Annotated in this window: 8 protein-coding genes; 7 read left to right on the top strand and 1 reads right to left on the bottom strand. The window is 64.8% G+C overall.

The genetic code is table 11. The features are described 5' to 3' along the window. Nucleotides 1-67 precede the first annotated feature (67 nt). Entirely contained in the window at nucleotides 68-4321 is a 4254-nt protein-coding gene (rpoC, locus tag CDO87_RS08080) for a DNA-directed RNA polymerase subunit beta' (RefSeq protein WP_100928304.1), read from the top strand. A 188-nt stretch (nucleotides 4322-4509) separates the two neighbouring features. After that, on the top strand, nucleotides 4510-5727 hold the full coding sequence (locus tag CDO87_RS08075) for a PQQ-dependent sugar dehydrogenase (protein WP_100928303.1): 1218 nt from the start codon (nucleotides 4510-4512) through the stop codon (nucleotides 5725-5727). Nucleotides 5728-5745: 18 nt separating this feature from the next. On the opposite strand, the gene CDO87_RS08070 is transcribed toward CDO87_RS08075, so the two are convergent. Then, on the bottom strand, nucleotides 5746-6549 hold the full coding sequence (locus CDO87_RS08070; protein WP_100928302.1) for a putative rhamnosyl transferase: 804 nt from the start codon (nucleotides 6547-6549) through the stop codon (nucleotides 5746-5748). 250 nt (nucleotides 6550-6799) lie between these two features. Between CDO87_RS08070 and CDO87_RS08065 the strand changes: the two genes are divergently transcribed. The 5 genes from CDO87_RS08065 (at nucleotide 6800) to tuf (ending at nucleotide 12070) form a co-directional block, all read left to right on the top strand. Then, nucleotides 6800-7186 carry an ester cyclase gene (locus CDO87_RS08065; RefSeq protein ID WP_100928301.1) on the top strand — a complete coding sequence of 129 codons (387 nt, stop codon included), beginning with the start codon at nucleotides 6800-6802 and terminating at the stop codon, nucleotides 7184-7186. A gap of 395 nt (nucleotides 7187-7581) precedes the next feature. Further along, nucleotides 7582-7953: a 30S ribosomal protein S12 gene (gene rpsL, locus CDO87_RS08060; protein WP_005862801.1), complete on the top strand. Its 372-nt coding sequence runs from the start codon at nucleotides 7582-7584 to the stop codon at nucleotides 7951-7953. A gap of 24 nt (nucleotides 7954-7977) precedes the next feature. After that, nucleotides 7978-8448, top strand: coding sequence for a 30S ribosomal protein S7 (gene rpsG / locus CDO87_RS08055; protein ID WP_100928300.1), 471 nt, complete (start codon nucleotides 7978-7980; stop codon nucleotides 8446-8448). A gap of 235 nt (nucleotides 8449-8683) precedes the next feature. Further along, nucleotides 8684-10807: an elongation factor G gene (gene fusA / locus CDO87_RS08050; protein WP_100928299.1), complete on the top strand. Its 2124-nt coding sequence runs from the start codon at nucleotides 8684-8686 to the stop codon at nucleotides 10805-10807. Between the two features lie 87 nt (nucleotides 10808-10894). Next, entirely contained in the window at nucleotides 10895-12070 is a 1176-nt protein-coding gene (gene tuf / locus CDO87_RS08045) for an elongation factor Tu (RefSeq protein ID WP_100928298.1), read from the top strand. Nucleotides 12071-12087 lie beyond the last annotated feature (17 nt).

Here is a 12087-nt window from a genome sequence, read left to right as displayed (position 1 = left end):
CCAAGATCTTTCGTCCGAAAGATCTTGGCCTCGCGCCCCCGCTTCCCTCTGAATTTGTGAGGAACACATGAACCAGGAACTGACCAACAACCCGTTCAACCCGCTGACCCCGCCCAAGGTCTTTGACGAGATCAAGGTGTCGCTGGCGTCGCCGGAGCGGATCCTCTCGTGGTCCTTCGGCGAGATCAAGAAGCCGGAAACCATCAACTACCGCACGTTCAAGCCCGAGCGTGACGGCCTGTTCTGCGCGCGCATCTTCGGTCCGATCAAGGACTACGAATGCCTGTGCGGCAAGTACAAGCGCATGAAGTACCGCGGCGTCGTCTGCGAGAAGTGCGGCGTCGAAGTCACGCTCCAGAAGGTGCGCCGCGAGCGCATGGGCCACATCGAGCTGGCCGCGCCCTGCGCCCACATCTGGTTCCTCAAGTCGCTGCCGTCGCGCATCGGCCTGATGCTGGACATGACGCTGCGCGACCTCGAGCGCGTGCTGTACTTCGAGAACTACGTGGTGATCGAGCCGGGCCTGACCGACCTGACCTACGGCCAGATGCTGACCGAGGAGGAATTCCTCGACGCGCAGGACCAGTACGGCATGGACGCCTTCACGGCGAACATCGGTGCCGAGGCCATCCGCGAGATGCTCGCAGCCATCGACCTCGAGTCCGAGGCCGAGAACCTGCGCGCCGACCTCAAGGAAGCCACCGGCGAACTGAAGCCCAAGAAGATCATCAAGCGCCTGAAGGTCGTGGAATCCTTCCTGGAATCCGGCAACCGTCCGGAGTGGATGGTCCTGACCGTGATCCCCGTGATCCCGCCGGAACTGCGTCCGCTGGTGCCGCTGGACGGTGGCCGCTTTGCGACCTCCGACCTGAACGACCTGTACCGCCGCGTGATCAACCGGAACAACCGCCTCAAGCGGCTGATCGAACTGCGCGCGCCGGACATCATCGTCCGCAACGAAAAGCGGATGCTGCAGGAATCGGTCGACGCCCTCTTTGACAACGGCCGCCGTGGCCGCGTCATCACCGGCGCCAACAAGCGTCCGCTGAAGTCGCTCAGCGACATGCTGAAGGGCAAGCAGGGCCGCTTCCGCCAGAACCTTCTGGGCAAGCGCGTCGACTTCTCCGGCCGTTCGGTCATCGTGACCGGCCCGGAGCTGAAGCTGCACCAGTGCGGCCTGCCGAAGAAGATGGCGCTCGAACTGTTCAAGCCGTTCATCTACTCGCGGCTTGAGGCGAAGGGTCTGTCGTCGACCGTGAAGCAGGCGAAGAAGCTGGTCGAGAAAGAGCGTCCCGAGGTCTGGGACATCCTTGACGAGGTGATCCGCGAGCACCCGGTTCTTCTGAACCGCGCGCCCACGCTGCACCGTCTGGGCATCCAGGCGTTCGAACCGATCCTGATCGAAGGCAAGGCGATCCAGCTTCACCCGCTGGTCTGTTCGGCCTTCAACGCCGACTTCGACGGCGACCAGATGGCCGTGCACGTCCCGCTGTCCCTCGAGGCACAGCTGGAAGCGCGCGTCCTGATGATGTCGACGAACAACGTCCTGTCGCCTGCCAACGGCTCGCCGATCATCGTTCCGTCGCAGGACATGATCCTCGGTCTCTACTACGTGACCATCGCGCGCGAAGGCATGAAGGGCGAAGGCATGGTCTTTGCCTCCCCCGAGGAGGTCGAGCACGCGCTGACGGCGGGTGAGGTCCACCTGCACGCCAACGTGAAATGCCGCGTCAAGCAGATCGACGAGGAAGGCAACGAAGTCTGGCTGCGGTTCGACACCACGCCGGGCCGGGTCCGTCTGGGCCAGCTCCTGCCGCTGAACGCCAAGGCGCCCTTCGACCTGGTGAACCGTCTCCTGCGCAAGGGCGACGTGCAGACCGTCATCGACACCGTCTACCGCTACTGCGGCCAGAAGGAATCGGTGATCTTCTGTGACCAGATCATGCGCATGGGCTTTGTCGAGGCGTTCAAGGCCGGCATCTCGTTCGGCAAGGACGACATGGTGATCCCGGACAACAAGTGGACGCTGGTCGACGAAACGCGCGAGCAGGTGAAGGACTTCGAACAGCAGTACATGGACGGCCTGATCACCCAGGGCGAAAAGTACAACAAGGTCGTGGACGCCTGGTCGAAGTGTAACGACAAGGTCACCGAGGCGATGATGAACACCATCTCCGCCAAGCGGTACAACGAGGCCGGGCAGGAAATGGAACCGAACTCGGTTTACATGATGGCCCACTCCAAGGCCCGTGGCTCGGTCACGCAGATGAAGCAGCTGGGCGCGATGCGCGGCCTGATGGCGAAGCCGAACGGCGACATCATCGAGACGCCGATCATCTCGAACTTCAAGGAAGGCCTGACCGTTCTCGAGTACTTCAACTCGACCCACGGTGCCCGGAAGGGTCTGTCCGACACCGCTCTGAAGACGGCGAACTCGGGTTACCTGACCCGTCGTCTGGTGGACGTGGCGCAGGACTGCATCATCCGGCTGAACGACTGCGGCACCGACCGTGCGATCACCGCGCAGGCGGCGGTCAACGACGGCGAGGTGGTGTCCAGCCTTGGCGAGCGCATCCTTGGCCGTACCGCGGCAGAGGATCTTGTGCACCCGCTTTCGGGCGACATCATGGTGCGCCACGGCGAGCTGATCGACGAACGCCTTGCCGACATGGTCGAGGACTCGGGCCTGCAGACGGCACGCATCCGGTCTCCGCTGACCTGCGAGGCCGAAGAGGGTGTCTGCGCGACCTGCTACGGTCGTGACCTTGCACGCGGCACCAAGGTGAACACCGGCGAAGCCGTCGGCATCATCGCGGCGCAGTCCATCGGCGAACCCGGCACGCAGCTGACCATGCGGACCTTCCACATGGGCGGCGTTGCGCAGGGTTCCTCGCGGTCGTTCCTCGAAGCGTCGCAGAACGGCAAGATCCAGTTCGTGCACCCGTCGCTGATCACCAACGTCGCGGGCGAGCAGATCGTCATGAACCGCAACATGCAGATCGTGATCGTGAACGAGCAGGGCGAAGAGATCGCGTCGCACAAGGTGGGCTATGGTTCCAAGGTCTTCGTGACCGACGGCCAGGACATCAAGCGCGGCGAGAAGCTGATCGAGTGGGACCCCTACACCCTGCCGATCATCGCCGAGAAGGACGGTATGGCGAAGCACGTCGACCTCGTGAACGGCCTGGCCGTGCGCGAAGAGACGGACGATGCCACCGGCATGACGCAGAAGATCGTGGTCGACTGGCGCGCCGCGCCGAAGGGCAACGACCTGAAGCCGGAGATCATCCTGGTGAACGGCGACGGTGAGCCGGTCCGCAACGATGCGGGCAACCCGATCACCTACCCGATGTCCGTGGACGCCATCCTGTCCTGTGAAGACGGGCAGGAGGTGAAGGCCGGTGACGTTGTGGCGCGTATTCCGCGCGAAGGTGCGAAGACGAAGGACATCACCGGCGGTCTGCCGCGTGTGGCCGAACTCTTCGAGGCACGCCGCCCGAAAGATCACGCGATCATCGCGGAGATCGACGGCTACGTGCGCTTCGGCAAGGACTACAAGAACAAGCGCCGCATCACGATCGAGCCGACCGACGAGAACATGGAACCGAAAGAGTACATGATCCCGAAGGGCAAGCACATCCCGGTGGTCGAAGGCGACTTCGTCCAGAAGGGCGACTACATCATGGACGGCAACCCGGCGCCGCACGACATCCTCTCGATCATGGGGATCGAGGCGCTGGCGAACTACATGATCGACGAGGTGCAGGACGTCTACCGGCTGCAGGGCGTGAAGATCAACGACAAGCACGTCGAGGTCATCGTTCGCCAGATGCTGCAGAAGTGGGAGATCCTCGACAGCGGCGACACCACGCTGCTGAAGGGCGAGCACGTCGACAAGATGGAGTTCGACGAGGCCAACGCGAAGGCCGAGAAGAAGGGCGGCCGTCCGGCATCGGGCGAACCGATCCTTCTGGGCATCACCAAGGCGTCCCTGCAGACGCGGTCGTTCATCTCGGCGGCCTCGTTCCAGGAGACGACCCGCGTGCTGACCGAGGCTTCGGTGCAGGGCAAGAAGGACACGCTGATCGGTCTCAAGGAGAACGTCATCGTGGGCCGTCTGATCCCGGCCGGTACGGGTGGCGCAACCATGAAGGTCCGCAAGATCGCGACGGACCGCGACAACGTGGTGATCGAAGCCCGCCGCGAGGAGGCCGAAGCGGCCGCCGCGCTGGCTGCTCCGGCTGCCGCAGTGGAAGACGACGTGGTGGGTGGCGACGAGTTCGACACGCTGATCGTCGACACCCCGGAAAGCCGCGAGTGATCGCAGGCTGACCCGGTCGCAAGGCCGCAGGACATCGAAAGGCCCCCGCCCGCGCGGGGGCCTTTTTCTTTGGGTGCTCCCCGGTGACGGCGCCCGGCCGCTGGCGCGCAGGTCACGATACCGTCAGGCGATGGACCCCGGCGCGGGAACCGTTCGTTGGGCTGGCAGAACAACAAAGGGAGACATCCATGACACGCATCTTTACCTCGCTGACTGCCGTCGCCGCGCTGGCCACCACGCCCGCCCTCGCGCAGACCCACGAATGGGGCGAGAAGAAAGCCGATTTCGAGCCGGCCTTCGAGAACCAGACGCGGGCCGACCTGGTCACATCCGACTACGATTACACCCAGACCGTGCTTGCCGAGGGGCTGGAGCATCCGTGGGCGATCGAGGCGCTGCCCGGCGAGGCGGGCCTTCTGGTGACCGAACGCCCGGGACGGCTGCGCGTGGTGCAGATGGATGGCACCGTGTCGGAGCCGATTGCCGGCCTGCCGGAGATCTTCAACGAGTCCGCGGGCAACAGCACGCAGGCGGGTCTGCTGGACGTGAAGGTCGGACCCGATTTCGAGGAAGACCGCTGGATCTATTTCACCTATGCCAAGGGCATGGGCGACGGTACATCCGCCACCGCCGCGGCGCGCGGCAAGCTGTCCGAGGACATGACCGAGCTGACCGAGGTTTCCGACATCTTCGTGCAGGACCCGCCTAGCCCGGCGGCGATGCACTACGGCAGCCGGATCGTCTTTGACGGCAACGGCCATGCCTTCATCACCACCGGCGAGCACTTCACCGAGGAAGAGCGCGTGAAGTCGCAGGACCTGTCGACCACCTACGGCAAGGTGGTGCGCGTGGCGCTGGACGGCTCCACCCCCGAGGACAACCCGTTCGTGGGGCAGGAGGACGCCATCGACACGATCTGGTCCTACGGCCACCGCAACGTACAGGGCGCGGCGATGCGCGGCGACCAGCTCTTCACGCTGGAACACGGCCCGGCGGGCGGTGACGAGATCAACATCACCGAGGCGGGCAAGAACTACGGCTGGCCGGTGATCTCCTACGGTGTGAACTACGACGGCTCCGAGGTGAGCGAGGGCATCGCGGTTCAGGACGGCATGGAGCAGCCCGACTACTACTGGGATCCGGTGATCGCGCCGGGCGACATGACCTTCTACGACGGCGGTATGTTCCCGGAGTGGGACGGCGACCTGCTGATCGCCGCGCTGGTGGCGCCGGGGATCGTGCGTCTCGGCTGGGACGGCGACACGGTGTCCGAGGAAGAGCGCCTGCTGACCGACCTTGGCCGCGTGCGTGACGTGGAGGTGCTGGAGGACGGATCGTTCCTGCTGGCCACCGACAAGGCCGATGGCGAGATCATCCACGTGACCCTGGCCGACGGCGACAGCTGAGGCTTTCGGGATCTTCCCTCAGGCGCCGAACACGCGCCTGACATGATCTGCATCTATGGCGAAGCGTTCCTTCAGGAGCGCTTCGCCTTCTGCGTCGAGGCGGGGCAGTCTGACGGGGCGGACGTGTTTCTTTTGCCGGGAGTCGTTGTGGTCGTTGTGGCCGCGCAGGTACATGACCTCGTCGGTGAAGGTGAGGCAGGGCATGAAGGTCATCAGCTTCTGGTGCCCGAAGTTCATTACGCTCTGCCGGGTGCCGGGCCGGACGTAGACCGCCTGCGCGACGCCCCAGAACGGCATCACCTGCACCTCGCCGCAGATCCCCTGCGCGTCGGGCCGGGCGACGTAGCCGCGGTTCCAGTCGAAGCCCATGAGGCGGTTCTTTTCCAGCAGCGGCGCGGCGTCGAGGGCGGCCTCCTTCAGCCGCTCGACAAAGGTCAGCGCCACGGCGTCGTCGTCGTCGTGGCGGAACTGCAGGCTGGGCTGCTTCATGTCCCGGACAGAATTGATGGCCTGCTGGCAGACCTTGCGGTGCGGCCCGGGCGGACGGGCGAGGATGCGGACCTGCGGCATGCCGGCGGTGAGCGCCTCCAGCCGGGCACGGAGGGGCGCGGGCATGGTGTCGCCGATGAGGATGACGAAGAGGAAGTCCGGGTCGGTCTGCGACCGGATCGAGGGCAGACAGATGGTCTCGAAGTGGCGGAAGCGTTCCTCGATCCGCCCGGGGGCGTAGAGATAGGCGGCGCGGGCCTCGGTCGTGTCGTGCTCCACCTGGAAGCCGCCTTCGGCGGGGTAGGAGAAACGGCAAAATCCGATCACTTGCATGGGGGGCTCCGGCGGCGTGCGCGGCGAGAGTGCCTTGGGGCGGCCTGGCTGTCCAGCGGGCGTGCGGCCGTGGGGCCCGTGGGGGTGGTCATGCGGTGCGCGCTGGCGCGCGCGCAGGGTGTCTCGGAGGCGGCCTGCGGCCTTCTCCTCGGGCCGCCTCCGGCGGAGGTATTTGAACCAAGATGAAGGGGGCTGTTCGCCGGGGTGCCGCCGCGGTACAGCGGGGGCATCGGTGGCTTGGGAGACGGGAATGGATCGGGATGCGCTGGCGGCGTTCTATCGCGGCTACATCGCCTGCCTGAACGCGCGGGACTGGGACCGGCTGGGCGATTTCGTGGCCGGGAAGGTGCGCTACGGTGACGAGGCGATCGGGCTGGCGGGGTATCGCGCGATGCTGGAGGGCGATGTGGCGGCCATTCCGGACCTGCGGTTCCGGATCGCGCTTCTGGCGGTCGATCCGCCGTGGATCGCCGTGCGGCTCGACTTCGACTGCACGCCCGCGGGCGCGCTCTTTGGTCTGGACGTCGACGGGCGGCGGGTGGCGTTTTCCGAGAACGTGTTCTATCGCGTGGAGGGCGGCCGCATCGCGGAGGTGCTGTCGGTCATCGACAAGGCGGCGGTCGCCGCGCAGCTCTGACAGGCGCTTGTGAGCCGCTTGCCGAGGGGCCGGGGGCGGCGGTGTTGACAAGGGGGGCGACTCTGCGTATACGCGCCTCCAATCCGTTGCGCCCGGACGTTGTCTGGGCGCTTCCGTTTGATACCGAACCACCGTCTCATGACAGAGACTGCGATCAAGTTCGGGGCGATGCAAGCCCGGGACCTCTGGAACGCCCCCGCGTAGGCCCTCCGGTAAGGGGTCGGATGCGGACCAAAAGTCGTTTGTGTGCAAGGGCCCTGGCCCGGCGCACCCGCGGCGCACCGAACCGGCCCATCCCATGGGCGCCCCGCGGGCGTCCGGACGGAGCGGGCCAGACCTGAACCCGCCGGGCCCGATCCCCGGCACCAAGTGAGAAGCACGGGGATAACGTCTACATGCCCACGATTCAGCAGCTGATCCGCAAGCCGCGGCAGCCCAAAGTCAAGCGCTCCAAGTCCCAGCACCTGGAGCAGTGCCCCCAGAAGCGCGGCGTCTGCACGCGCGTCTACACCACCACCCCGAAGAAGCCGAACTCCGCGATGCGGAAAGTTGCGAAGGTCCGCCTGACCAACGGCTACGAGGTCATCTCCTACATCCCCGGTGAAAGCCACAACCTTCAGGAGCACTCCGTTGTCCTGATCCGTGGCGGCCGTGTGAAAGACCTTCCGGGTGTGCGTTACCACATCCTGCGCGGTGTTCTGGATACCCAGGGCGTCAAGGACCGGAAGCAGCGCCGTTCGAAGTACGGCGCGAAGCGTCCGAAGTAACTCAGAGAAGAAGAGGATACTGATATGTCCCGTCGTCACGCCGCAGAAAAACGCGAAGTCCTGCCCGACGCCAAGTACGGCGACCGCGTTCTGACCAAATTCATGAACAACCTGATGTACGACGGCAAGAAGTCCGTCGCCGAAAGCATCGTCTACGGCGCGCTCGACCGCGTCGAGAACAAGGTGAAGCGCGCGCCGCTGGAAATCTTCCACGAGGCGCTCGACAACATCAAGCCGTCCGTCGAAGTGCGTTCGCGCCGCGTCGGTGGTGCCACTTACCAGGTGCCGGTCGAAGTGCGTCCGGAGCGCCGCGAGGCGCTGGCCATCCGCTGGCTGATCACCGCGTCCCGCAACCGCAACGAAAACACCATGGAAGAGCGTCTGGCCGGTGAGCTGATCGACGCCGTCCAGTCCCGTGGTGCCGCGGTGAAGAAGCGCGAGGACACGCACAAGATGGCAGACGCCAACAAGGCGTTCTCGCACTACCGCTGGTAAGACAGATGCCGGAGCACCCGCGCCCCTTCTGCCCCGATCCCGCCGGAGAGAACTCCGGACACGGATCGGGAGTCGGGGCGGGAAACGGGTGCTCCTCACATCCGCACACCGGAGTGGCCGGGCCCGGGGACGGGCTTTGGCCGCTCTTTGCCGTTCGCGGCAACGCGACGCTTGAACTTATCGGAGGCGAGGGTTAAGCGCCCGCGCAGAGATTACCCCCAGAGGACCCATACCCATGGCACGCGATTATCCCCTCGAACGGTACCGCAACTTCGGTATCATGGCGCACATCGACGCCGGAAAGACCACATGCTCGGAGCGGATCCTGTTCTACACGGGCAAATCCCACAACATCGGCGAGGTGCACGACGGTGCGGCCACGATGGACTGGATGGAGCAGGAACAGGAGCGTGGCATCACCATCACCTCCGCTGCGACCACGACCTTCTGGCAGTGGCAGGAAGATCCGACCCCCGAGGGCACGGATGACACCAAGTACCGCATGAACATCATCGACACCCCCGGGCACGTCGACTTCACCATCGAAGTCGAGCGTTCGCTGGCGGTTCTCGACGGTGCCGTCTGCGTTCTGGATGCCAACGCCGGCGTCGAACCGCAGACCGAAACCGTGTGGCGCCAAGCCGACCGTTACAAGGTTCCGCGCATCGTCTTCGTCAACAAGATGGACAAGATCGGTGCCGACTTCTTCAACTGTGTCCGCATGGTCGAGGACCGCACCGGTGCGCGCGCCGTTCCGATCGCGCTGCCGATCGGCGCCGAGTCCGAGCTGGAAGGTCTCGTCGACCTCGTGACCATGGAAGAGTGGGTGTGGAAGGGTGAAGACCTTGGCGCCTCCTGGGTCCGTGGCCCGATCCGCGACGAGCTGAAGGAGCTCGCCGAGGAATGGCGCGGCAAGATGATCGAAGCGGCCGTCGAGGAAGACGACGACGCGATGGAAGCCTACCTGGAAGGCGAAGAGCCCGACGTCCCGACCCTGCGCAAACTGCTGCGCAAGGGCACGCTGGCGCTGCACTTCGTTCCGGTCCTGGGCGGTTCCGCGTTCAAGAACAAGGGTGTGCAGCCGCTGCTGAACGCCGTTGTCGACTACCTGCCGTCCCCGCTGGACGTCGTCGACTACATGGGCTTCAAGCCGGGCGACGAGACGGAAACCCGTGACATCCCGCGCCGTGCGGACGACTCCATGCCGTTCGCCGGCCTGGCATTCAAGATCATGAACGACCCGTTCGTGGGCTCGCTGACCTTCACCCGCGTCTACTCCGGCGTGATGAAGAAGGGCGACTCGATCCTGAACTCCACCAAGGGCAAGAAAGAGCGCATCGGTCGTATGATGATGATGCACTCCAACAACCGCGAAGAGATCGAGGAAGCCTTTGCAGGCGACATCATCGCGCTGGCGGGTCTGAAGGACACCACCACGGGTGACACGCTGTGTGACGCGAAGGACCCGGTGGTTCTGGAAACCATGACCTTCCCGGAGCCGGTGATCGAGATCGCGGTCGAGCCCAAGACCAAGGGCGACCAGGAGAAGATGTCCGCAGGTCTGGCGCGTCTTGCCGCCGAAGACCCGTCCTTCCGCGTGGAGACCGACATCGAGTCCGGTCAGACCATCATGAAGGGCATGGGCGAACTTCACCTCGACATCCTCGTCGACCGCCTCAAGCGGGAGTTCAAGGTCGAGGCCAACATCGGCGCACCGCAGGTGGCGTACCGCGAAACGATCTCCCACAAGATCGAGCACCAGTACACCCACAAGAAGCAGTCCGGCGGTTCCGGCCAGTTCGCCGAAGTCAAGCTGGAGATCACCCCGACCGAGCCGGGCGAAGGGTTCTCCTTCGAGTCCCGCATCGTCGGCGGCGCGGTTCCGAAGGAATACATCCCGGGTGTCGAAAAGGGCATCAAGTCGGTCATGGACTCCGGTCCGCTGGCAGGCTTCCCGGTGATCGACTTCAAGGTGGCCCTGCTGGACGGCAAGTTTCACGACGTCGACTCCTCGGTCCTCGCGTTCGAGATCGCGTCGCGGATGTGCATGCGCGAAGGTCTGAAGAAGGCCGGCGCAAAGCTGCTTGAGCCGATGATGAACGTGGAAGTGGTGACGCCGGAAGAGTACACCGGTTCCATCATCGGCGACCTGACCTCCCGTCGCGGTCAGGTGTCGGGCCAGGAGCCGCGCGGCAACGCCGTGGCGATCAAGGCCTTCGTGCCGCTGGCCAACATGTTCGGCTACATCAACACCCTGCGCTCCATGTCTTCGGGCCGCGCGCAGTTCACCATGCAGTTCGACCACTACGATCCGGTTCCGCAGAACATCTCGGACGAGATCCAGTCGAAGTACGCATAAGCCGGGTGGCGGGGGAAACCCCGCCCTACCCAACTTAGTAGGGTGGGTTTCAACCCCACCATCCGACAAGAAAAGGGAGCCAATACCATGGCAAAGGAAAAGTTTTCGCGGTCGAAACCGCACTGCAACATCGGCACGATCGGTCACGTTGACCACGGCAAGACCACGCTGACCGCGGCGATCACGAAGTACTTCGGCGAATTCCGCGCCTACGACCAGATCGACGGCGCGCCGGAAGAGAAGGCCCGCGGGATCACCATCTCGACCGCGCACGTCGAGTACGAGACCGAGGCACGCCACTACGCGCACGTCGACTGCCCCGGCCACGCCGACTACGTGAAGAACATGATCACCGGCGCGGCGCAGATGGACGGCGCGATCCTCGTGGTGAACGCGGCCGACGGCCCGATGCCGCAGACGCGCGAGCACATCCTGCTCGGCCGTCAGGTGGGCATCCCGGCGATGGTCGTGTTCCTGAACAAGGTCGACCAGGTGGACGACGAGGAGCTGCTGGAGCTCGTCGAGATGGAAGTGCGCGAACTGCTGTCCGCCTACGACTTCCCGGGCGACGACATTCCGATCATCGCGGGTTCGGCGCTGGCCGCTCTCGAAGGTCGTGACGAAGCCATCGGCGAGAACAAGATCCGCGAACTGATGGCCGCCGTGGACGAGTACATCCCGCAGCCGCCGCGCGCCACCGACCAGCCGTTCCTGATGCCGATCGAGGACGTGTTCTCGATCTCCGGCCGCGGCACCGTGGTCACCGGCCGCGTGGAGCGTGGCGTGGTGAACGTCGGCGACGAACTGGAAATCGTCGGCATCAAGGACACGCAGAAGACGACCTGCACGGGTGTCGAGATGTTCCGCAAGCTGCTGGACCGCGGTGAGGCAGGCGACAACATCGGCGCGCTGCTGCGCGGCATCGACCGTGACGCGGTCGAGCGCGGCCAGGTCCTGTGCAAGCCGAAGTCGGTGAACCCGCACACGAAGTTCGAGTGCGAGGTCTACATCCTGACCAAGGAAGAGGGTGGCCGTCACACGCCGTTCTTCAAGAACTACCGTCCGCAGTTCTACTTCCGCACGACCGACGTGACGGGCACCGTCGAGCTGCCGGAAGGCACCGAGATGGTGATGCCGGGCGACAACCTGAAGTTCAACGTCGAGCTGATCGCACCGATCGCGATGGAAGAAGGCCTGCGCTTCGCCATCCGCGAAGGCGGCCGCACCGTCGGTTCGGGCGTCGTCTCCAAGATCGTCGCCTGATCGCGACCTGTGCCGGG

This window comes from Sagittula sp. P11 (genome assembly GCF_002814095.1).
Taxonomy (GTDB): domain Bacteria; phylum Pseudomonadota; class Alphaproteobacteria; order Rhodobacterales; family Rhodobacteraceae; genus Sagittula.
This window is presented reverse-complemented; position numbering and strand designations above follow the sequence as displayed.